Genomic DNA, 23,118 nt, shown 5'->3' with positions numbered 1-23,118 from the left:
AGAATATGCTAAAGGTAGCAATAGTTTAGACTGACAAATGTTAAAAAGTTTAAAAAAGATAGCGTTAATATGGATAAAAAACGAAGTTTGCACCCTCCGGAACGATCACGAATAAACACATAAATTCATTCGCCGGCTTGAAACTTTTCTCAAAATAGCCGCGCTTATCTTCGTCAATCAGTCGCTTTTCAATAAACTCTTCCAGCGAGCTAGCGTGAATAGTCCAAGCGGTATTCAATTCATTACGATTTAGAATCACCTCACCCAAATCCACTTCATGCTGGTGTGCCACAAAAATAGGGAACAAGGTATATCCCTCTGCCATCAGCTCCACGGAAACCTCTTGAATAGCTTCCTTATAGAAATCTAAATCTGCTTTCAAACTAACTAGAGGGCTCTTTCCTTTCGGAGCTTGCCCCTCACCTTCCGGCTTATTTAGTAAATCTTGTAAATCCATTATTTCTTCAGTTTTAATAAGACCACGTTCTCCACATGTTGTGTATGAGGGAACATATCTACGGGTTTTATTCTCGCTACTTCATATTTGCTTTGCAGCATTTCCAAATCACGAGCCTGCGTAGCTGCATTACAGCTTACATAAACCACCTTCTCACTTTCCATTTCCAGAATACGCTCCACCACATCGGCATGCATACCCGCGCGCGGAGGATCCGTGATCACTACATTCGGCTTGCCGTGCTCCTTGATGAAATCGCTCGTTAAAACATCCTTCATATCCCCAGCATAGAACTTCGTATTGTCGATACCATTGATTGCCGAGTTGACCTTCGCATCCTGGATCGCTGTAGGCACATATTCAACACCTACAACTTCACGAGCTGTTTTCGCTACGAAGTTGGCAATTGTACCAGCGCCTGTATATAAATCGTAAACCAGCTCGTCGCCTTTTAAGTCCGCAAACTCGCGCGTGATCTTATAAAGCTCATAAGCCTGACGCGAATTGGTCTGATAAAATGACTTCGGCCCTACTTTAAATTTCAATCCTTCCATTTCTTCATAGATAAAATCACGACCGGCATAGATGTGAATATCCTGATCGAAGATCGTATCGTTGCGCTTCTGGTTGATAATATATAGTAAGGACGTAATTGTCGGGAATTTCTCTTGAATGAAAGACATCAACAATTCAACCTGTCCGTCTTCCGGATAAGCAAATACAACGATAACCATCAATTCTCCTGTAGAAGAAGTACGGATAATCAAATTTCTTAATGCCCCTTCATGTTGCTTCAGATCGTAAAAAGAGATCTCATTGGCCTTCGCAAATTCAAAGATGGTATTGCGCAGATCGTTTGACGGATCTTGCTGTAGATAACAATGGTCTACCGTCAAGATCTTATCAAATCTTCCTGGCACGTGGAACCCTAGGGCATCCATCGAATCGCCCGGCTGCACATCATCCAAATCCGTTAACCAACGTTTATTGGAAAAAGTATATTCTAATTTATTTCGGTAGTAGCTCGTTTGCTCCGAAGCCAAGATCGGCTCCATATCCGAAACATCAACCTTCCCAATCCGAGAAAGCGCGTTTCCAACATATTGCTCCTTAAACTTAAGCTGCGCCTCATAGGTCATATGTTGCCATTTACAGCCACCACAAACACCAAAATGAGAGCAAAACGGCTCAACACGATATTCCGACGCCTGCTTGATCGCCGTCACACGACCCTCCACAAAGCTTTTCTTCTTGCGCATCAACTCCACATCAACCACATCACCAGGCACAGCACGCTCAATAAAATAAACTAAATTATCCTGCTTAGCTACACCTTTTCCCTCTTCTGCAATGTCAATGATCGACAGATCGGAAATAAACTTTTTGTCTTGAGCAATTCTTCTTCCCATAGTGGGTGCAAAAATACGATTTAGATTAGATATTAGATGTCAGATTTTAGACATTAGCATATGACGTTTACTTTTTCGCAATAAACGTGCGAATATCGTCAAACAACTCTTTCGTCAAACAATCGTTCAATGATGTCTATCCTACAACAAGGTTGCCTCAACCAAGTAAGGGAGCATATCTTTTTGGAAGGAAATAAAATTCTTGCGAACGTCTGCGACCGAGACTGCGGTAAATGCGAAGGAGAATACGATATTCTTGCTACACTTGATCAGGAAGGTGAGGCGTTCTTCGGGGATGGTGGCGCTGATGGTTTCATTTTGCATAAAGGAGCGCAACAACAAAAACTCTAAATCGTCCGAGAGTATCTTGAGGTATTCCTGCGCATTGGCAGACTCTCGGAGGAATTCCCAGCCTACAAACTCATTACAAACCGTATAGGTAACACGGCTGACCTTGAGGATGGTATTCGCCAGAAAGGTCGCCAAGTCCTTTTCGTTAACATGCTTATTCAAGATGTCCGACACATTCTCTTCGATATAATCCATCAAGACAGCGTGAAGGATCAGTTCCTTACTCGCAAAATGTTTGTAAAAGGTCGCTTTGGCGATGGAAGCGTTTTTGGCGAGTTCGTTCACACTAGTTTTGTTGTAGCCATACTTTCTAAAAAGTTCGCGAGCAGACTTCTTAATTGCTATGACTATTTTATCTTCCATTAACTAGTTTAACGTTTATAAAGTTCTGCTGCCCAGTGTATGGGCAGCAGAGGTTTGATTTTCTTTATATTAAATGATCTCTGTTTCGAATTGAGACAAGAAACGAACATCATTTTCCGAGAATAGCCTTAAGTCGCGAATCTCATATTTCAAGTTGGTGATACGTTCGATACCCATACCGAATGCATAACCCGAATATTTCTTACTGTCGATACCACAGTTCTCCAATACATTTGGATCCACCATACCACAGCCTAAGATCTCTACCCAGCCCGATTGCTTACACATCTGACAACCGGCGCCCTTACAGATCGAACAGGAGATATCCATCTCTGCCGAAGGTTCTGTAAAAGGGAAATAAGAAGGGCGGAAACGAACTTTCGTATCCTCACCGTACAACTCTTTCACGAAGTGATATAAAGTCTGCTTCAAATCTGCAAATGAAACGTCTTCGTCTACGTACAAACCTTCCACCTGATGGAAGAAGCAGTGTGCACGAGCAGAAATAGCTTCATTACGATAAACACGCCCAGGCATAATCGCACGGAATGGAGGTTGTCCGTTTTCCATCAATCGAACCTGTACCGAAGAAGTATGCGTACGCAATACCACATCATTACCGTCTTGTTTCTTCACAAAGAAGGTATCCTGCATATCACGCGCTGGATGCTCCGGAGCAAAATTCAATGCCGAGAAGTTATGCCAATCGTCTTCAATTTCATTACCTTCCGCCACAACGAAACCTAATTTCTTAAAGATCTCAACGATTTCTTTGCGCACTAAAGATAATGGATGTCTTGAACCGACTTGGAAACCTTCGCCCGGTAAGGTAAGATCACCTTCACTCTTATTCTGACCGCTATCCGCTGCATTATCAAATTGCTCTGAAACTTCCTTGAATTTGTTTTCAGCTAATTGTTTGAATTCGTTCAATACTTTACCCAAAACGCGCTTCTCTTCTGATGAAACGGTTTTGAACTCTTCGAACAAACTCTTCACGATGCCTCTCGACACTAAAAACTTTAGACGGAATGCTTCCACATCTTGCGCCGAATTCGGAGCAAATGCTTCAATCTCTTGGGTATACTGCGTTATTTTATCTTGCAACATGCGCCAAAGATACAGCAATTTTTAAAAAGTTTATGATATGCTCGGGTAATTAATTAGGCAAATGTTAAAATGGCAAGCCATCATTATCATCATTCTCCGTAAAATCAACAGATTGTTCTTTCTCAGCTTCAGTGGTAGATGTAGCGGTAGATGATCCTTGTGAATTTTGCGGCTCGAAGTCCGATCGACGTCCTAATAAGTTAAAGCTCTCAGCAACGATTTCTGTCGTATATCGACGAATACCTTCTTTATCTTCATAGGAACGGGTTCTCAATTTCCCTTCGATGTAGACCAACTTGCCTTTACTTAGGTACTTTCCCGCAACATCAGCAAGTCCACGCCATAAAACGATATTATGCCACTCGGTTTGCTCAATACGCTTACCGTCTTTACTGAAGGTCTCTGATGTTGCCAACGGAAAACTCGCCACGCTTACATTACCTTCCAAATAACGGATCTCAGGGTCTTTACCTAGATGCCCTACTAAAATAACTTTGTTTACACCAGACATACGATAATCAATAATTTAGGATTAGTTAGCACTAAAAATATCGCTCAACGAAAGAGCTAATGAGTTTATGTTTAGCTAATTTATCTAAATTTTCCAACAAATAATAATTCCAATTGCTTTTTTTCGCTATATCTGTATCGATATTTTCCAGCTTATAAAAGCTCGCGTAAATATTCTGATGACTAAGGACATGTTTCTGCATCCCGACGATCGGGCGTAGCTGTGCATCCCCAAAAATATCGCGAAAAGCAGCAGATGCTTGCAATTCAATGTGCGATTGCATCTCACTAGTTTCTACCATCGGAAACTCAAAAAGGTTTGTCCAAACATCACCTTCCGGGCGCTGCGACATCATCACCTCGCCATCGCGCTCCAGTACAAAATAATGAAAATATCGGTTCCGGCTTTTTTTTCCTTTCAATTTCTTTGGAAGTTCTGCCTGTAAGCCCTTCCCATACGCAACACAATCGACTTGTAATGGACAAATACTACAATCTGGATTCTTCGGCTTACATTGCATAGCGCCGAAATCCATCATCGCCTGATTATATTCTCCCGGATGCACCCGATCTAATAACTCATCGGCAAGCTTGGAAAACAACTTCTTACCAGCGGTGGAGTTGATGGGCTCTTCTATTCCGAAATAACGTGATAAAACGCGGAAAACATTGCCATCTACCACCGCATGTGGGTGATTTTCAGCGAAGGAGGCAATGGCAGCAGCTGTATATTCGCCCACTCCGGGCAGCGATAAAAGATCTTTATAATGCGTCGGAAATATGCCATCATATAGATCAACCACCTGTTTAGCAGCTTTATGCATATTTCGAGCACGGGAGTAATACCCCAACCCCTGCCATAAGCGAAGAATACTTGCCTGTTCAGCGGCAGCGAATTTTGTTACATTTGGATATTCCTCTACAAATTTAAAAAAATATGGTGTCCCTTGCTCAACTCTTGTCTGCTGGAGGATGATCTCGGAAAGCCAAATAATGTAGGGATTCTTTGTTTCTCGCCATGGTAGTGCTCTTTTATGGTCATGGTACCAATCGAGTATACGTGCTGAAAATGACATATTGCAAAGATGAAAATTATTCCAACAAACGTTAGCAGGAAAGTTATTAAATGTTAAAAAATCCTTAAATATTTAAGAGTTGCTATAAATTAGCAATTCGACTAGCAGTATTTAGAGAAGTAAAAAGTATGATTAAACAAAAGACTTCCGTTGTTATTCTAGATGCCAACGGAGATTCTGATCGCAAGATCCAGGTTCCTACTTTTATAGTAAAAAACTGGAAAAGAGTTCTTGGCTTGGGCATTTTATTGATTTGCCTAGCCTGCGGTACTATCGTTTACCTCGCTACAAAAAACACCAGCGAACGTTACGAAAAAGAGTTAACTCAGAAAGTGAAAGCCCTTGAGGCTGCAAAACAATCGCTAGCAACGGAGGAAGCCTCAAATCAAATGAGTATGGAGCAAGTCCAGAAATCATTTGACGCTATCGATAGTACTCTTAACCAAATTAATGCCAAAATGCGTAAAAGGGGATTAAAAGATATCGCCCCTAAAATAAAAAACGTCGGAGGACCAGTTGAGGAGGAAATAAACTTGGAAGAACTAACCAAGTTTTACAAGAAAGAGTTAAAAAATTTAGATAAGAAATTAGAAGGTATTCCTTTAGGAATTCCTCATCATGGCAAGATTACATCACGCTTTGGTTACCGTCGCAACCCTTTTACAAATAGAGGTAGAGAAATGCATTCGGGCATTGATATCAAAGGCAGAACCGGAGAACCTATTAAAGCGACTGCTGCGGGCAAAGTGGTGCATGCAGGTTACAAAGGTCAGTACGGACGTGTAGTCATTATAGAACACAGCAATGGATGGGAAACTAGATACGCCCATCTTTCCAGAACAAATGTTCGCGTAGGACAACGTGTAGAAGCCGGTCAAATAATTGGTGGCTTAGGAAATACTGGCCGATCAACAGGTCCACATCTTCATTATGAATTGCTGAGCAACGGCACAAAATTAAACCCGGAGAAAACATTAAGATTTTAAGTTAGTCGAAGAATACTAACCTCCTATCATAATTTATCAAAAGACAAAAAGCATTGGACAGATAATTCAATGCTTTTTTTATAACCCTATTTCAGCATACTCCCCTTTCAAACCCAATACAAACCCAATGCTAACCCCCATCAGCCCCCATTCGAAAGGGCTTTAATTTGAGTTTGATACATATTTGATTTAGTAGACATCAGAACATCTCTTCTATAAGAGGTTTTCGGCAAATGAAAAAACTTTGCACAGAGTTGGCTTAAAAAATGGAATCATGAATGCTTTAATCGGCTTGAGCGCGCATTGTTAATAAATAATGAATTATCCCTTTTGAAGAATCAAAAAAAACAGGGATTTTTGACAAATAATTCACAACAACATGAAATTAGCTACAGTTTTCCCCTTGCTATGTCTAATCGGGCATTTAGCTTTCGCTCAAGAAGAAGAAACTATCTCCATTCACGAATTAGAAGTAACGAACGATATCGAGCTCGGTGCTGGCTATATCGCTTATCATGACTCTACAAGCTTCAGTTATGGTCTAAAAACAGAGGACGGACGCGTGTTAACTCAGCCTATTTACTCATCTGTTGGGGAATACATCGATGGAACATTCATCGTTGTCACCGAAGACTATAAATATGGGATCATCGATACGACTGCAAATTTCATGGTTCCGTTGGAATATGATGAATTACTATTCGACCCTGCTGTCAATGCCTATATCTACTCCAAAGATGGGCAAGCTGGATTGATGGATAAGCATGGCAAAAAATTATGGAACGTCAGCTATTCATCGCTTGCACCTTTCATTGATGGATATGGCGTGTATTCTGAAGGAGACAAATATGGTTTGGTTGATCAATCCGGTAAAGTCGTAGTTCCTGCGGCTTACGAAAGCATTATGCAGTTCGACAAGAAATACTATGTAGTATTGGATGGTTCTAACATGCAGGTATATACGATCAAAGACCAGAAGCTAGTTGTTGGCGATTTCCAATATTTATTTCTAGCCTATGTAGACGATCTATTTGTAGCCAGTCGTGATGGCGTGAGCTACGGATACATCAATGGTAAAGGCGAGACGGTAATTCCTTTTAACTACAGCTTTGCCGGGCAATTTGTCGACGGCTATGCTAATGTGGTTAAGACAGGAGAAGAGGAAATGATCTACATCAACCAGAAAGGCGAGGAAGTGAAGCCTAATGTGAACTATTAAGTCGGATGGAATATAAAATTCATACCCTACATCGTGGTAAATTTATTTGGATACTCCTTGGCGGACTCTTCGCTGTTGGCTATATCCTTTCTTTTTTTGAGCTACGCGAGCTGATCAAGATTATTGCGTTGCTGTTCTGTATTCCCGCGATTATGTTTCTTGGTGCCAAGCTCAGTTATCAGGATTCCGCTTGGACTATCGATGGCAACCGCCTGATTATTGAGAAGGCCGGTAGGACTTCGGAAGTGGCGATCGATCAAATTGAATACATCAAGAATCATATGCGCTCCGGCGGCAATCTATTAGCGATATACCGCAAGGGCAAATCCACGCCGATGCGGGTTTGGAGAAACAAATTATTCGTCAATACAGATCAGTTTGACGAGCTGACGGCTCGCCTTCGTGAGCTGGGCATCGAGTTTGTCATTGCCTAAAAATTTAGGTATCGTGATTGCTACATCGATAGCTAATCAATCAATCAAACATTTTTGTATTTTTGGGGTTATGAAACTTAAATTTTCGATAACCCTTCTATTCTTAACGGTAGTATCGCTTGCTGGATTTGCACAGCGTAAAGGCTACTGGCAACAAGGCGTTGACTATACAATGGATATTGATGTCAATGAAAAGACTTTTCAGTATGATGGAAAGATGACCTTGAAATACAGCAATAACTCCGGTCAGTCGTTAAACAAGGTGTATTTCCATCTTTATTTTAATGCTTTCCAACCTGGGAGCATGATGGACGAGCGCTTGAAGGTGATCCCTGATCCCGATCGCCGCATGATGCAGAATACCGGAAGCAAAGAAAAACCGCAATTACAGAGCAGAATATCGACTTTAAAACCCAACCAAATCGGTTATCAGAAAATAAAAACCGTAAAGTTCAACGGTCAGGACGCGACTTTCAAAGAAGACGGTACGATCTTGGAAGTAACTTTGCCGTCGGCAATTGCAGATAATAGCAGCGCAACATTCGAGCTGACATGGGAAGCTCAGGTGCCTGAGCAAATCCGCCGCAGCGGACGCAACTCGGCAGAGGGCGTTGCTTTCTCCATGACACAATGGTATCCTAAGATGGCGCATTTCGATGAGTTCGGATGGCACTTAGACGAATATGTAGGTCGCGAATTTGTTGCTCCTTTCGGGAACTTTGATGTGACTATCCATATCAATAAAGACTATGTAATCGGTTCATCCGGCAAATTGCAGAACCCATCGGAAGTGAAGGGCTATGTAAAGAACGCTAAAGTGAAGACGAAGAACAATAAGGCTTCATGGCGCTACAAAGCGGAAAATATCCATGACTTCGCATGGGCCGCAGATCCGAAATTTGTGGTAGACTCAGCGAAATCCAAGGGTGGTATTACGGTTTACACGGTATTCTTACCTACCGATCCGACCATCGTTTCAAACTGGAAAACAGCATTAGGCATGGCTACTGATTTCTTCGACTTCACCGCAACGAAGTTCGGTGCCTATCCATGGTCTACTTATACGGTAGTTCAAGGTGGTGATGGTGGAATGGAATATGGGACAGCGACTTTGGTAACAGGCGGTAGAGATCTGAAAGGCTTAGTGGGCGTTATTTTCCACGAGGCGGCACACTCCTGGTATCAGCATCTATTCGGTATCAATGAAACCGTAGACGAGTGGTTCGATGAGGGTTTCACCAGCTACATCGAGGATTTAGCTTATCAGGAATTATTCTTAAGACCAACAGCAAGAGCGCTTAACCCAATCGGTGCTGCCTATAACTCCTATTATAGATTAGCACTTTCGGGCAAAGAGGAACCAATGAGCCTACTGGCAGATTATTACAATACGAACTTTGCATACAGTACCCAAGCTTACAGCAAAGGGGCAGTATTGGCAGAGCAATTAGGCTATATCATTGGAAAAGAAAACCTGCACAAGACTTTCCTTGCCTTCTATGATAAATGGAAGTTCAAGCATCCCACGCCAAATGATTTCAAGCGCACGGCTGAAGAAATTTCCGGCATTAATTTGAAATGGTATTTCAATCTATTCTTAAATACAACGCGCAAAATAGACTATGGTATTTCGAATATCTCTGATAACGCGGTAACCATCCGTAATAACTCCGATTTTGCGATGCCTATTGATGTGTTGGTGACTTACACTGACGGTAGCAAAGAGCTTTTCTACATTCCGCTACGCGAAATGCGCGGCGAGAAACCCGCGGAAGAATCATACGATATTTACCAAGGCGTTAAGCGCACCGTATTGACCGACTGGTTCTGGACAAAACCAAGCTACACGATCTCACTTCCGAAGAAAGCAAAAGAGGTAGTAATCGATCCTACGCAGCGCCTGGCTGATGTAAAACAAGAGGATAACGTGTATAAGCCCTAATAGGCCTCCGATATAAATATTCCAATATAAAAAGGCTGCTAGATTTAAAATCTGGCAGCCTTTGTTGTAAAATGCTGAGGGCTTTTTATTAGCCTTATCCTTCATATGCGAAGGGAAGCGATCCCTTTCTGTTAGCCCCTATTCAACGGCGAAGAAGGCATTCAATTCGTTCAGTGTTTCGGGTGTTTTTGGGGAGTCTTTGACCAGCACACCCTTGTTTAATGCGATAATGCGATCGGCAGTATCCACCGTATGGGATAAATCGTGGCTAGAGATCAATAGCGTCACTTTATGTTCTTGTTTCAATTTATTCAGGAGGCTCTTCAAACGGAACTGCGTTGTTGGGTCTAAGTTGGCGAAGGGCTCATCTAAAATTACTAATTCAGGTTCACCGATCAAGGCGCCGATAATTCCTACTTTCTTTTGATTTCCTTTGGAAAGGTCTCGAATGAAAACCTTTTTGTTTAAGACTTCGCCATTAAAGAATTCCTCAAACTGTGATACGAAGGCATCGACATCAACCTTGTTCATGCCCCGAAGCTCCCCCAGAAAATAGAAATACTCGTTTGGGCTCAGGTACCCAATCAGGAAGCTCTCATCGATAAATGCGGTACTAAACTTTTTCCATGCCCCATTTCCCTGTACTTGCTCTCCCTTCAGCTTCACAGAACCCGAATCGGGTTGTATCAGATCCAATATCAAACTGAATAAGGTAGTTTTCCCAGCCCCGTTGTTCCCTACTAATCCTATGCTTTCCCCTTCCTTGATATATAATTGCGGAATATTTAAAACCTGTACTCCGTTGTAATGCTTGCTTAAATTTTGTATTTCGATCATAACCTGATGTTGTTATCAATTTTATAATTAATTATTTACTTCTTTAAATCCCTTTAACATGTCGTACTTTTTGGTTTCATAGCGCTGCGAAATGCTGTTCAGCAATTGATTTTTCAATGCAAAGCCAATGATGCCGACCATCGCAAGGACGACATTCGCCATATGAATACCTAACGTCATTTTAGCGACGCCCCATATCAGGATTGGGATAGCCAACAGGGGTATTCCGACTAACCACTGTGCCGCGCCAATCCCTTGATAATTCAAGAAACTCGCGTTATCCAAATCGATGCGTTTTCTGTTCATGGACCCGAAATACAATATAAGCGGCACGTTGATGCCGAGGTTGTAAACCGCACAGGCTATATTGGTCCAAAGGATATTCCATCCGAAATATAGATAGGGCGTGCTTAACATGGTCAGGATACCCACCGATAGGTACATGAGGATGGCTTTGGACTCCAGGTATTGTTTCATCGTAATGTTCTGGCTCATCAATAAGGGATAGTAAGAGCTATCCCAGGCGGGAATAAATTGTCCAAAGTTGATGATGAAAATACCAGAGAGAAATATTCCGACAAATGAAATCATACTGGAATCGATAAGCTTTGGGTTGGTATAAAAGAATAGTCCGTAGGCTAGGAATAAGACACAGACGACCAGTACATTTCTGGCGCGTTTTGCTCGCCACAGCAGTTTTAGATCTAATTGTAGGTAGGGCGCGAGTTCTCCGAAACGGCTTGTCCAAGATAAATCGGATGATTTGAATTCGGTTTTTGTCTGCTGTAAGTAGGCATCCAAATACATATTCTGCTTAATATTGTTAAAGAGCAGGCGATAAACAATTGCGACAAGAACAATCGGGATGACGGCAAGGATTGGCAGTGTCAACACTTGGTTTAAGAAGGATCCGAATAAATCGCTAATGGAAAATACCTTGAAATAATCTAATGCTACCAATAATAGAATAATCAGGATGAACGGCAAAAGCCTTTTAAAATTAGCGTTGAAGTTCTTGCTAATATACAGGGCTAAGAAATTGATCAGATATTCCAAGGCGACTACAGCAACGAACCAACCAATCATTTGCAGTGGAGCAAACACAGCTAACTTCATGGTGAACAAGGTATAGGGTATAATAGCTACAAGAAAGAGTAGATTCCAGAAGGAATAGATGGTTTTCATCAAAGAATAATGCACCACCGTTCCTCGATTAATATCGAGCAATAAAAGCGGCTTCACATTCAATAGCGGTAAATTTTGAAATATGATACGCATAATAAAACTTAAGCAGCACCATACTAAAATAAACTTATTGACCATGTGGATCGGTTCGTCTTGTGGGAATGCTTCCTTCAATAGTGGGTGAAGTGCAGCACCAAAAACAAAGAAGGAGGAAAGAAAGTAGAGGGCGAGAAATCCGAGGAATAGTTTAATGGCAAGGCCCTTTCCAAACCCCGCAGAGCGGAAAAATGACTTCCACTCTAGTGATAATAGTCTTGTGAACATATAATTTTTTAATGCTTAATTACACGGAATAGTCAGTATCGGTAGATCATACCGATGCTTTCTAATGTGGAAAATAAGAAAAAACTTTTGCTTTTGGATGTTCACTTTTATCCGATCAGTCGCAAAATGGAGAGGTATTAATTTTCTAAAGCTATTTTCAAGAGGTCATATTCTGCTTGCCAAATATCTTTTCTTGCCTGATTATAACTTGCATGGGCTTGCATAAGCTCTGTTAATAAGAGGCGACCCGCATGGAACGCTTTTTCTTTGGTCTCTTTGTTTTCCAATGCTAATTGGTCGATACGCTGATAAGCGGCTAATTTCTTTTCCGCCGCCTGCACTTTTACGGCCTTTTGCTGGCTTTGAATGTTATCGTTCAATTGTTCTTCTTCTAATTGAAGGTTCGTCAATTGCTGCTGAAGGCTATTCTTCTTTAGGCTCGGCTGCATCGTAAAGTAGCGGCTCAGTGGAATGCGCAAAGCGAGGTTAACAAAACTATTTCCGAACCAGTCGGAGCCGCGGTCGAGACGGAATTCGTTGCTATAGAACTGCTCCCCCAAATAGGCATTTAGCTTAAGTGTAGGCAATAGCTCTTTTTTTAGCGATCGCTGCTGCAACTCATTCATCTGCTGGTCGAGCTTCAACGTTTCAAGATCGTAATTGTAAAGTTGTAAAGCTTGGATAAACTGTCGGATATCCTGCATATTTGAACTCAGAACCTTCGTCCTGTCTAAATATTGATATCGCCCAAGCTCTAAATCAGAGTCCAGCAGGACTGACCATGCTTCATAAAGTGCTATTCGCTTGCGCTCAAGTTCTTGTTGTGCCTGTACGTATTCAAATGCCCCTTCTCTCCCCTCCTCGTATCTGGATTTAACAACGGCAAGTATCTTCTGATAAGCGATGGAATCTTCTACGGCTAATGCATATTGCTCGCTGGCCAAGACGACCGCAGCATAAGCTAAGGTTGCATCCTTTTTCCATTGCTCAGTCTGTCGTGCTTGTTCTATCGTCGATTTATTAATTTCTATTTGTTTTTGTTGCTTCGTGACGCTACGCTTAGGGTCGAAAATATCCCACTCCATCTGTACACCGACCTTCGAAGACCATTTTGTTGCAAACTTGAGCGGTATGATGGCACCATCGGGTGCAGTCGGATCGAATGCTATTGCCGGGACAGGCGTTGTCGGGATAATGAGATTATGCTGCAGATTGGCATCAATATAGAATACAGGTATGCGCGTTCTTTTCTGTTCGCTGAGTTCTTCCTGCTTAATCGCCGTTTCTACTTGCCTTTGCTGCAAGCCCTTGTTCTTGCTCAATTCTCCCCACAGCTGTTCGATGCTCAGCGATTGTGCAGCAACCCAAACAGGTAGGATAAGCAATATGATAGATACAATCTTTTTCATGTTAAAATACCGAGGCAGGTTCGAGTTTGGAAATCTTCCGAACGGCGAACAAGGATCCTCCAATGGAAATAATCAGGGTAATAAATAATAAAAACAAGGCAAAGCCTACACTGATTTGTATGACTAGTCCTGAATTGGCGACACCGAACTTAAACCCGAACAATAGAAGCATGGCGATGCTATAGCCAATAATCGCGTAGAGGAAGGCTTGCGCGACGATCAACTTATTGACATATCCTTTTTTCGCACCAATAGCTTTTAGTGTTCCATAATCTTTGATGCGGTCTAATGCCGAAGAGTATAGGGTCAGCCCAATGATGAAGAATCCACTGATCATAGCGAACAGCACTAAGGTGCCGAAGCTCATCCCCATGTTGGAGGTAATGAGGATTTCGCGAACAGTAGAGCTTTCCAATTTTTTTGGGTCCCAAGCCTGCAATTGTGGAAAGAGTTGTCCGATGTCTTGAGCAATCTGTTCTTTATCTGCCCCTTCGTTGAGCTTGGCTACAATAAGGCTTACTTTGCTCGGGTCGGCATTGCCTAGCAATCGCGCATTTTCAAGCGAGGTGTACATCAGGCTAGCGCCAAAGGCCTGTGCGTTCTTTGTTAACACCGTAATCATTGCTCGTTTCCCATTAATTTCGATAGGCTTATCCAAATGGAGTTCGGTGTTCCAAGTCTTTGCACTAAATGTCTCCGCGGATACGGCATTGGGATCTATGAGCGAACTGATTTCTCCTTCTGCTATCCGATTGGGGATTGGCCCCATGATAAACTCGGGTACCGGAGACCCTACGAGCGTGACAGCTGCAGTTTTCCCATCCAAGAAGGCGGCTTGAGCGGGTGCCAAGACTACAGGATAGGCGATATCGACGGCAGGAAGGCTACCAATTTGTTGAACTAACCGCTGATCGATGGTATTCACCGAGTTGATGTTATTGCTTTGCGCTTCGATGATCCACATCTCATTTTCCTGCACCGGCGCATTGCCGACCAAGTTGCCCATCAAGCCCATCAGAAAGAACAATAACCCCAGCTGTTGACCGATCAAGAAGATGCTGATCACAATAGCGATGATAATACCTACGCTTTTGGCGCGGTCATACCGAATAAATTTAAACGCTAATTTTAACATCTATCTAATCCTTATGGTACAATCAACTTTAGAGTTAATGGTTAATACATTATTTCCCTCAATCTCAATCTTTATCTTTCTGACGCGACGATCCTGCCCCTCATTAGCCGTTTCATATAAGATAGATTTCTCCGATAGAATCGGGCTAAGGTAGCTTATCCGCCCATTAGCTGCTTGATCTTTCCGCCCTAACGGAAAAATCAGTACCGACTGCCCGACTTTGACATCATTCACAAAAAGCTCATCGACCTCGGCTTCAACCATAGGCTGCTCTACATCGATGATTTTCCCTAACTCCATAGCTGGCTGCACACTCTGCCCAACTTTTGCTACCAGATCCGTAATGACACCGGATGAGGCGGCAATGATTTGAAAGTCTGATCTTGTATTTTGGGCTTTTTGAATTTCAAGCTGCTGCTCGTAGGCGGAAGCTTGCTGCGCTTGCTGTTTTTGCTGTAGACCTTTTAACGTAAGCTCCTGTTGTTGCCAATTCGAGTAGTCTGTAGTCATCTTTTCTTTCGTCTCCGCATCCTGTTCGAACAGGCGTTTGGAAGTCTCGTACTTGGCTTTCAGTTCATCCGCATATACTTTCGCCTTGCGGATATCTTCTGTAATGGTTTTGTTTTCCTTGTTAAGGCTATTCAGCTGAGCTTTAGCTTGCTGCACATCCAGATCGGTATTACCCGCCTCTAACTGCATCAGCAATTGTCCTTTGCTTACGGAGTCTCCATCCTTTACCAGCAATTGTTTGATGCGCGCGGAAGTATTGGAAGAAATGATGGTCCAGTCTTTTGCACTGACAACCTTTCCAACAGCCTTGATCTCCTTGATCTCCTGGAGTATCTCTTTATTGGATTGTTGTTTTTCCTCCTTTTTGTTGCCACAAGAAGAAAGGGCTACGAAAAGTATCGAGGTGAACAGTACGTAAAATATTCTATTTGTAGTCATCTTCATTTTTTATGTTATTTGACACGATGCCCTCTTCAACATAGATTACGCGGTCAGCAAATTTGCGAAGGCGTAGATCGTGCGTTACAATGATTACAGCTTTTCCCGAGTCTGCGAGCGATTTAAGCTCATTCATGATCATTTCGGCACTCTTAGCATCTAATGACGCGGTCGGCTCGTCACATAGAATCATCGATGGCTCGGTTACTAATGCTCTGGCAATGGAAACACGTTGCTTTTGCCCGCCACTAAGCTTCTTCGGCAGATTTTTAATGCGGTCACCCAGCCCGACTTCCTCTAGCGCTTTCTTCGCCTTCTCCGAAGCCTTTCCTGAATGCATTCCCTGAAGAATTAAAGGTTGCATCACATTCTCTAAGGCATTTAAAGGTTCAATAAGGTTAAAATGCTGAAAGACGAATCCGATTTCTTTAAGCCGTAAATCGGCGAGCGCATTCTCCTTAAGTTCGGTTACCTCCTGACCTTTGTAGAAAACGCGTCCGGAAGTAGGATAAATTACAAAACCTAGGATAGATAACAGCGTGGTTTTCCCGCTTCCTGAAGGTCCCATGATCAGCGTAAGTTCGCCGCTATTAAAACCTATATCCGTCGTATCTAAAGCAGTGATGCTGGTATCTCCGGTTTTATAAATTTTATTAACCGCTTCCAGCTTGACGATCTCTTCTTTCATAGCGTATGATAATATAACACCGATCTGTTTCTAAAAGTTTGTATACTTCACGAATATCGATAAAAATCGGCATTTTTTCTAGGCGCTATAGATTTCCTCCATATTAACTGTTTATCTAGATTTAACAAAAACTCCTTGAATATTTAACAATTGGTTAAACCCCTGTTAAAAGCACTTCCCTTGTTTTGCATCAAATTCCTAGAACAGGAACACACATTATTAATCTGATTATTTTTTATGAATTTATTTCTACTCCGTAATTACCGGAACTGCACTAAGCTAGGTCTTACCCTGGTCTTAAGTTCTTTTCTGGGTAGCTCGAATGCATCGACGCCCGTTGATAGCCGTTCAACCAACCCGATTTACTCCATCGATGTAACCTACTCCAATGGCTCCATTAAAAATGAGAACAACGAGGCCGTTGTAGGTGCCACCATTCGAAACTTAACGAATAAAGCCGTTACTGGAAGTAAGCTAGATGGTAGTTTTCAAATTGAAGCGAATCCCGGCGATGTGCTGGAGATAAGCTCTCTGGGCTATGTGACACAACGTGTCACGTTCAACAACTCTCCAATTGACATCATTCTCTTAAAGAAAGAGTCTGCAATCGAAGAGGTGGTTGTGACCGCGATGGGTATTAAACAACAAAAGAGAAAGATTGGATATGCTACTCAAGAAGTAAAAACTGAAGTTTTAGATCAATCTAAAACAATGAATATCGGTAATGCTCTGTCTGGTCAAGTGGCCGGATTAAACGTTACGAATCCGACGGGTATTTTCCAAAAGCCTAACTTCTCCCTTCGTGGCAAGAAGCCTATTATCGTGATTGACGGTATTGTAGTGGAAACTGACTTCTTTGATGTCCCGAGCGAAAACATTGCGAACATCAACGTATTGAAAGGAACAGCAGCTTCTACGCTATATGGTTCACGCGGTAAAGACGGTGCGATATTGATTACAACAAAATCCGCTAAATCTGAGAACCTGGAAGTTAACTTTACGACAACCAATATGGTTACTGCAGGATTTACCGTATTCCCGGAAACACAGAATGAGTATGGTTCTGGTTCTAATGGTAAATATGAGTTCTGGGATGGCGCTGATGGCGGTATCTCTGATGGTGACATGACTTGGGGTCCTAAGCTTGATGCAGGCATTCAAGTACCTCAATGGAATAGCCCCGTTAGAAATAAGAAAACTGGGGAAATCATTCCTTGGTGGGGAGATGTTAAAGGGACAATTTATGATGACCGTGCTTTATATGAGCGTGTACCGACAGACTTCGTTTCGCATAACAATCTGAAGGATTTCTTACGCATGGGTTTTGTAAATGACAACAACGTAAGCTTGGCCTACAAAGGTGAAAAAGCAGCGGTATTCTTTACTGGAAAGTATGCGATCCAACAAGGTCAGGTTCCTAACTCACAGTTACAATCAGGAGGTGCAACTTTGAACACATCTTATATGTTCAACCCATCCTTGAAATTGGATGTGAATTTATCTTACAATAAAGTTTATTCGCCAAACTATCCTCGTTACGGCTATGGCCCTAAGAACCACATGTACACCATCTTATTATGGATGGGTAATGACGTGAATGGCAAAGAGTTAAGCGAACATTTATATATACCCGGTCAAGAAGGGTTCCGCCAAGCGAATTATAACTATGCATGGTACAACAACCCTTATTTCGCAGCGCAAGAGTTGAATCAACAGCATAACCGCGATGTATTGCATGGACAGTCTACTTTAAACTGGCAGATATCTCCAAAGTTCTCCTTACAGGGGCGCGCTTCGGCAAGACAAAACATGACTTTTGAAGATATGCAAAGTCCGAAATCTTACATGAACTATGGAGACTCCAGAAACGGTGACTATAAAGTTTGGAACAACAAACGTCTTGATTTCGATGCTGACGTACTAGCAACTTATCAAGATAACTTCGGTGAGAACTTCGGAATCAACATTAATGCTGGTTCTTCCACTTACCAAAGAAAGTTCAATAACTTCTACTCAGCTACTGATGGCCTTATCGTACCGCAACTTTATGCTTTGGGAAATACACAAGGCCCTTCGACTTCAACGTCGTTCCTCTCCGAGAAAGTTATTCGTTCGGTTTACGGATCGGTTAGTTTTGATGTCTTAAGATCTACTTACTTAAACTTCTCAGCTAGAAATGACTGGTCTTCGGCATTACCACAAGGTCAGAATTCTTATTTCTATCCAGCGGTATCTTTAAGTTCTATCTTATCTGATTACTTCAAATTACCTGCAGGAATTGACTACTTAAAAGTGTATTCATCGCTAGCGCAGGTATCCAGCGACTTAGATCCATATAGCACCTATTTAACTTATGCGAAGAGCTTAACATATGGCGCAACACCATCTGTAAGCTATCCGGAAATCCTTGCTAACCCTAACATTAACCCAGAGCGTTCCACATCCTTTGAAGCTGGTTTTGCTTTATCATTCTTGAATAATAGAGTTAGCGCAGAAGCGACCTATTACAACGTAGGCGATGAGTTTCAGATTCAAAACTTACCAACCTCGGGAGCATCTGCTTTCAACTACAAGAAGTCCAATGTCATCGACTATAGAACGCATGGCGTGGAGGTTATGCTAAACATCAACCCGATTAAGAGAGAGAAATTTAGCTGGGACTTCGGAGTAAACTGGAGTCGTCAGATTAAGAATGTTGAGCATATTGAAGGGGCCAAGAAATTTGGTGAGCTTAAGGTTGGCGACCGTGCGGATTCATTCTATGCGACGGTTTGGCAGAAATCCGCGGATGGTCAGGTGATCTTAAATCCAAATACGCGTATGCCCATCCGTGACAGTTATGCAAAAAACATCGGTCATTTAGAGCCAAATTGGAGATTCGGATTACAGAATAGATTCAATATCCATGATGTTACTGTAAATCTAGATATCGACGGCTCAATTGGCGGGTTGATTAACTCTGTTACACATGAAAAAATGTGGTGGGGAGGAAAACACCCTTCATCGACCAAATATCGCGAAGCAGAATACAACGCTGGCAAATATGTATATGTACCAGAAGGTGTAATAGTAACTGGTGGTGAATTGAAGAGAGATGTTGATGGTCATGTAATCTCGGACACACGTCAATATGAGAAGAATACACAAGCGGTTAGTTGGCAAACATGGAGTCAAATATATCCTTATCAGGCGCGCGTAACAGAGGATGAGAACAAATTCTTCGCGAACGTATTTGACCGCTCGTTTGTGAAATTGAGACGTCTGTCTGTAGGTTATGATATCAACAAGTTTATCAAAACGGACAAGGTAAAAGCAATTAACGCCTCGGTATTCGGATATAACTTATTGATGTGGCAGAATATTCCTTACCTAGATCCTGACTTTGGTGATGACAACAACTTGCAAGACCCATCATCACGTTACATCGGTGTATCCTTAAACTTTAAATTCTAAACAATGAAAATCAATTCATATATTCTATTGGCGCTTGCCTTGTTCTTAGCATTTACGAATAGTTCATGTCGTAAACTATCGGAGATCAATACCAATCCCAACGAATCCAAAACCACACACCCACAGTTTTTATTAACAAAGATTGAATGGGACGCATTCAACTCCTTTAAAGGTACTGGGCCTTTATACGCATTAAAAATGATCGTACAGACGGACGGCGAAAACGCGAATCAGATTTATGCATGGCAACGTAGCGACTTTGGAGCATATAACAATTTGAGAAACGTAACGAAGATGATCGAGGAGGGCGAGCGTATGGCTCTTCCTGAATATGTTGCGATTGGCAAATTCATCCGTGCTTATTATTTCTACAACTTAACCTTAACTTTTGGAGATATTCCCTATAGCGAAGCTTTAAAGGGAGAGAGCGCTGGTTTGTTAACTCCGAAGTATGATAGCCAAAAAGAAGTGTTTTTAGGCATCTTAAAAGAGTTAGAAGAAGCGAATACCTTGTTATCAAAAGTTGAGGCGAAGATTAATGGAGATATCATCTATAACGGGTCGGCTTCACAATGGCGAAAGATGGTAAATGCATACCGCTTAAAAGTGTTGATGACATTATCTAGTAAAGAAGGTGATGCGACTATTGCTCCTAAGGAAACGTTTGCAAATATTGTTAGCTCGCAGCCTCTGTTTACAGGATCTGGCGACGATGGAAAATTAGTCTATTTAGACCAAGCAGGCAACCGCTATCCGGAGTTCAACTCCAGCAGTTATGGTTCGGGGATGTATGTAGACTCCACTTACATCAAAAGACTTCAGGACTTAAAAGATGCTCGTTTATTTGTGCTTTTTACGAGGACTCCAGAAGCTGCAAAAGCAGGTAAACCCGTAAATGACTTCAAGGCGTACGAAGGTGGAGACCCGATTAAGCCTTATGGGCAAGTGAATGAGAAAGCGACTAAGGGCTTAGTATCTAAAGTTGCGGACCGTTTTACGAAAGATGCTACGAATGAGCCATCCATATTAATTGGATATGCGGAGCAGCAGTTCCTATTAGCGGAAGCTGTAGTTAGAGGATGGATAAGCGGCGATGCGAATACCTATTATGAAGAAGGTATCAAATCAGGCTTCAAATTCTATGAAAACTACGCTAAGAATATGGCGAGTTATGTGAATGAATCTGTAGCCAATACATACCTTGCTCAGTCATCAGTTAAATTAAGTTCAGTATCGACGAAAGAAGCTAAGCTTGAGCGAATCCTTATGCAAAAGTATCTTCGTTCTTTTCATCAGGGAGGTTGGACAGCCTATTTTGATCATTTAAGAACCGGCTACCCAGAGTTTGCGAAATCTAACAAAAACCACATTGCTTACCGTTGGATGTACCCAGCGGGCGAATACAACAATAATTCAGCAAACGTATCAGCAGCGATTGCTAGTCAATTCGGCGGTTCTGATGTCACAACGGCAAAACCGTGGTGGTTAAAATAAGCTAAAGTAATATCAACTCCTATAAATATAAAGGGCCGTCCGATTGGGATAGGCCCTTTATTATTTAAGATGGGTTGGTATCTTCTGCATATGTTCTAATCTCTTTCCGAGTAAGGTCTTTTCACCTACTACTTCAAAACCTATTCGCTCATAGAGTTTCTTTGCATTGGGATTGATTTCATCGACTAGGAGTCCAAGGGTAATCCCTTGTTTTTCCACGTATTCATCGATCAGGAAATGCAATATCTTCGTACCAATTCCTTTACCTTGCTGACTTGGGTTTACACCTATACAGTCGATATAATATTCCCCGGCCTGAGTCTCTGCTTCCGGGTTAAAATCCAAGTCGTAGGCTTCGCGCAACAAGTTAGCCACCGGTGTCCGGAGTTGCTCCAGATGAGCCCCATCGTACAGCAGCGCCGTTGCAACGACCTGACCGTCCACTTCTACAACCCAGTTATTGTTGTATGAATATTGATTGCCCTCATGCTCAACGAGTGTGGAAATAAAGCGATATGCTTCATCATAATTCTCTTCTCCAATGAATAGATAAACAATATCTTCCATTGCCAGCAATAAATGTTCGGCGATAGCTGCCGCATCTTTCTTCTCTCCTTTTCGTATCTGCATCGTATAAAATAATTATCTTATTCGCGGTTCTAAGTTTATTAAAAACTAACCATTATTAATTTAAATCCGTCGTCTGTTCGAAGGAAATGCATGTGTGTTTGAGGCCGCGTACTCTCGTCTGAATTGTCCAATACGAGGTTGACTGTTGGATATTTCCATTCGTTGGAGAATCCGCAGTTGTCAAAATATTTGGCGTATAGCGGCGTGTCGAAGATAAAAGGATTCAATCCATCGAGGCTAAAAAAGTAAGTATTTGGCTTTTTATTTAGCTGATGTAGATTCTCTTCTAGCTGATTGCAATACCGTTGCACAAACTCTTTTTTCGGAAGCTTAAGCCATCCGGCGTCTTTATCCCAATAGGTCACTTCTTGAAAGCAGAGTTCTTCTAACCTCTCGGGCGCCAAGCCTTTTTGCAAATATGCGCGAATTACCTGCTCGGCTTCCCTTTCATAATTAATGAAGCTATAAAATTTCCCATTCACACCTTTAAAGGAATCTCGAATGCTATCTGCGCTTGGCTTATCTGCAATCTCGACGCTATAATAATTCAGTTTATCGTTATAGGGAAAGTTTTCAACGAGCAGATTGTTCAGCGTATCAATCAAGAGCTCCTTCCCGTTCTCCCATCCAAAATGCTCATCAACAGTATTCCCTTGACTATCCTTATAGTAGACTTTCGTCGCGCCTTTAAGACCGACAAGCAACCCATTGCGGACTTTGGTAAGTCCATTATACTCGGCAGGAACTGTAATATCTCCATTCGAATTGAATATGCCTATCTTCTCGGTATCCCGATCTTTAAAACGAATGAACCCCTCATTTTCACAATCAGGGGTATTGTCAAAGAAATAAAGACTATCCCTTCCCACCACGCGACCCTGCTTTGTAATGTAGTAAGATTTCCACTGATCATCATTCTCCTCCACTGCGGATATGATTTTATCGAATTCATCTGCAATAGTCATCGAAGGGATTTATTTTGTCTGGATCATCAGCTTCCCGCTCTTATCTTTAAACCCGACGAGGGTACTATCTGCGTTATAGCAACGCAGCCAAACACCACTGCTGCCCTGTGCATAAGTTGCTGGGACAAGAAAAAGAACAGCAAAAAGAAGGAAATATATTTTTTTCATAAAACGCTCATCCCAATATACTGAA

20 protein-coding genes are annotated in these 23,118 nt (G+C 42.0%); 6 read left to right on the top strand and 14 right to left on the bottom strand.

Annotated elements, in window-relative coordinates:
• Positions 1 to 64: 64 nt before the first annotated feature.
• The 6 genes from B2400_RS08535 to mutY form a co-directional block, all read right to left on the bottom strand.
• On the bottom strand, positions 65 to 457 hold the full coding sequence (locus tag B2400_RS08535) for a hypothetical protein (protein WP_293932620.1): 393 nt from the start codon (positions 455 to 457) through the stop codon (positions 65 to 67).
• Entirely contained in the window at positions 457 to 1,866 is a 1,410-nt protein-coding gene (gene rlmD / locus B2400_RS08530) for a 23S rRNA (uracil(1939)-C(5))-methyltransferase RlmD (protein WP_293932618.1), read from the bottom strand. The genes B2400_RS08535 and rlmD overlap by 1 nt, the downstream gene beginning before the upstream one ends.
• Positions 1,867 to 2,007: 141 nt before the next feature.
• Positions 2,008 to 2,580, bottom strand: a complete 573-nt coding sequence (locus tag B2400_RS08525) for a TetR/AcrR family transcriptional regulator (RefSeq protein WP_293932616.1) — start codon at positions 2,578 to 2,580, stop codon at positions 2,008 to 2,010.
• A gap of 69 nt (positions 2,581 to 2,649) precedes the next feature.
• Positions 2,650 to 3,690 carry a phenylalanine--tRNA ligase subunit alpha gene (gene pheS, locus B2400_RS08520; RefSeq protein WP_293932614.1) on the bottom strand — a complete coding sequence of 347 codons (1,041 nt, stop codon included), beginning with the start codon at positions 3,688 to 3,690 and terminating at the stop codon, positions 2,650 to 2,652.
• A 64-nt stretch (positions 3,691 to 3,754) separates the two neighbouring features.
• The gene (locus B2400_RS08515) at positions 3,755 to 4,201 is read right to left on the bottom strand and encodes a single-stranded DNA-binding protein (protein ID WP_293932612.1); all 447 of its coding nucleotides are present in this window, start codon (positions 4,199 to 4,201) and stop codon (positions 3,755 to 3,757) included.
• A gap of 31 nt (positions 4,202 to 4,232) precedes the next feature.
• Positions 4,233 to 5,276, bottom strand: a complete 1,044-nt coding sequence (gene mutY / locus B2400_RS08510; protein WP_293932610.1) for an A/G-specific adenine glycosylase — start codon at positions 5,274 to 5,276, stop codon at positions 4,233 to 4,235.
• A 128-nt stretch (positions 5,277 to 5,404) separates the two neighbouring features.
• Between mutY and B2400_RS08505 the strand changes: the two genes are divergently transcribed.
• The 4 genes from B2400_RS08505 to B2400_RS08490 all read left to right on the top strand — a co-directional run bounded on the left by B2400_RS08505 (position 5,405) and on the right by B2400_RS08490 (position 9,857).
• Positions 5,405 to 6,262: a M23 family metallopeptidase gene (locus B2400_RS08505; protein ID WP_149524601.1), complete on the top strand. Its 858-nt coding sequence runs from the start codon at positions 5,405 to 5,407 to the stop codon at positions 6,260 to 6,262.
• A gap of 379 nt (positions 6,263 to 6,641) precedes the next feature.
• On the top strand, positions 6,642 to 7,481 hold the full coding sequence (locus B2400_RS08500) for a WG repeat-containing protein (RefSeq protein ID WP_293932607.1): 840 nt from the start codon (positions 6,642 to 6,644) through the stop codon (positions 7,479 to 7,481).
• Between the two features lie 5 nt (positions 7,482 to 7,486).
• Positions 7,487 to 7,915, top strand: coding sequence for a hypothetical protein (locus tag B2400_RS08495; protein ID WP_293932605.1), 429 nt, complete (start codon positions 7,487 to 7,489; stop codon positions 7,913 to 7,915).
• 70 nt (positions 7,916 to 7,985) lie between these two features.
• Complete coding sequence (locus B2400_RS08490) at positions 7,986 to 9,857, top strand: M1 family metallopeptidase (protein WP_293932603.1); 1,872 nt, start codon at positions 7,986 to 7,988, stop codon at positions 9,855 to 9,857.
• 138 nt (positions 9,858 to 9,995) lie between these two features.
• Here B2400_RS08490 and B2400_RS08485 read toward each other — a convergent pair whose 3' ends face one another.
• From B2400_RS08485 to B2400_RS08460, 6 genes are all read right to left on the bottom strand, one after another.
• Positions 9,996 to 10,694 carry an ABC transporter ATP-binding protein gene (locus tag B2400_RS08485; protein WP_260041009.1) on the bottom strand — a complete coding sequence of 233 codons (699 nt, stop codon included), beginning with the start codon at positions 10,692 to 10,694 and terminating at the stop codon, positions 9,996 to 9,998.
• A 27-nt stretch (positions 10,695 to 10,721) separates the two neighbouring features.
• Positions 10,722 to 12,203, bottom strand: a complete 1,482-nt coding sequence (locus B2400_RS08480) for a DUF5687 family protein (RefSeq protein ID WP_293932600.1) — start codon at positions 12,201 to 12,203, stop codon at positions 10,722 to 10,724.
• Between the two features lie 137 nt (positions 12,204 to 12,340).
• Complete coding sequence (locus B2400_RS08475) at positions 12,341 to 13,612, bottom strand: TolC family protein (protein WP_293932598.1); 1,272 nt, start codon at positions 13,610 to 13,612, stop codon at positions 12,341 to 12,343.
• Position 13,613: 1 nt separating this feature from the next.
• A complete protein-coding gene (locus B2400_RS08470; RefSeq protein ID WP_293932596.1) occupies positions 13,614 to 14,747 on the bottom strand; it encodes an ABC transporter permease in 1,134 nt (377 codons plus the stop codon).
• Positions 14,748 to 15,701: an efflux RND transporter periplasmic adaptor subunit gene (locus tag B2400_RS08465; protein ID WP_293932595.1), complete on the bottom strand. Its 954-nt coding sequence runs from the start codon at positions 15,699 to 15,701 to the stop codon at positions 14,748 to 14,750. It lies immediately after the preceding gene.
• Positions 15,682 to 16,383, bottom strand: coding sequence for an ABC transporter ATP-binding protein (locus B2400_RS08460; protein WP_293932593.1), 702 nt, complete (start codon positions 16,381 to 16,383; stop codon positions 15,682 to 15,684). Before B2400_RS08460 ends, B2400_RS08465 begins: the two co-directional genes overlap by 20 nt.
• 237 nt (positions 16,384 to 16,620) lie before the next feature.
• On the opposite strand from B2400_RS08460, the gene B2400_RS08455 reads away from it, so the two are divergent.
• The gene (locus B2400_RS08455; protein WP_293932591.1) at positions 16,621 to 19,836 is read left to right on the top strand and encodes a SusC/RagA family TonB-linked outer membrane protein; all 3,216 of its coding nucleotides are present in this window, start codon (positions 16,621 to 16,623) and stop codon (positions 19,834 to 19,836) included.
• Positions 19,837 to 19,839: 3 nt separating this feature from the next.
• Positions 19,840 to 21,330, top strand: coding sequence for a SusD/RagB family nutrient-binding outer membrane lipoprotein (locus tag B2400_RS08450; protein ID WP_293932589.1), 1,491 nt, complete (start codon positions 19,840 to 19,842; stop codon positions 21,328 to 21,330).
• Positions 21,331 to 21,390: 60 nt separating this feature from the next.
• On the opposite strand, the gene B2400_RS08445 is transcribed toward B2400_RS08450, so the two are convergent.
• Both B2400_RS08445 and B2400_RS08440 read right to left on the bottom strand, forming a co-directional pair.
• Positions 21,391 to 21,960 (bottom strand): GNAT family N-acetyltransferase, encoded by a 570-nt coding sequence (locus tag B2400_RS08445; RefSeq protein WP_293932587.1) that lies wholly within the window; start codon positions 21,958 to 21,960, stop codon positions 21,391 to 21,393.
• Between the two features lie 38 nt (positions 21,961 to 21,998).
• The gene (locus B2400_RS08440; RefSeq protein ID WP_293932586.1) at positions 21,999 to 22,925 is read right to left on the bottom strand and encodes a hypothetical protein; all 927 of its coding nucleotides are present in this window, start codon (positions 22,923 to 22,925) and stop codon (positions 21,999 to 22,001) included.
• Between the last annotated feature and the right edge of the window lie 193 nt (positions 22,926 to 23,118).

It is taken from the genome of Sphingobacterium sp. UBA6645 (genome assembly GCF_002455685.1).
In the GTDB taxonomy this organism is placed as follows: domain Bacteria; phylum Bacteroidota; class Bacteroidia; order Sphingobacteriales; family Sphingobacteriaceae; genus Sphingobacterium; species Sphingobacterium hotanense.
This window is presented reverse-complemented; position numbering and strand designations above follow the sequence as displayed.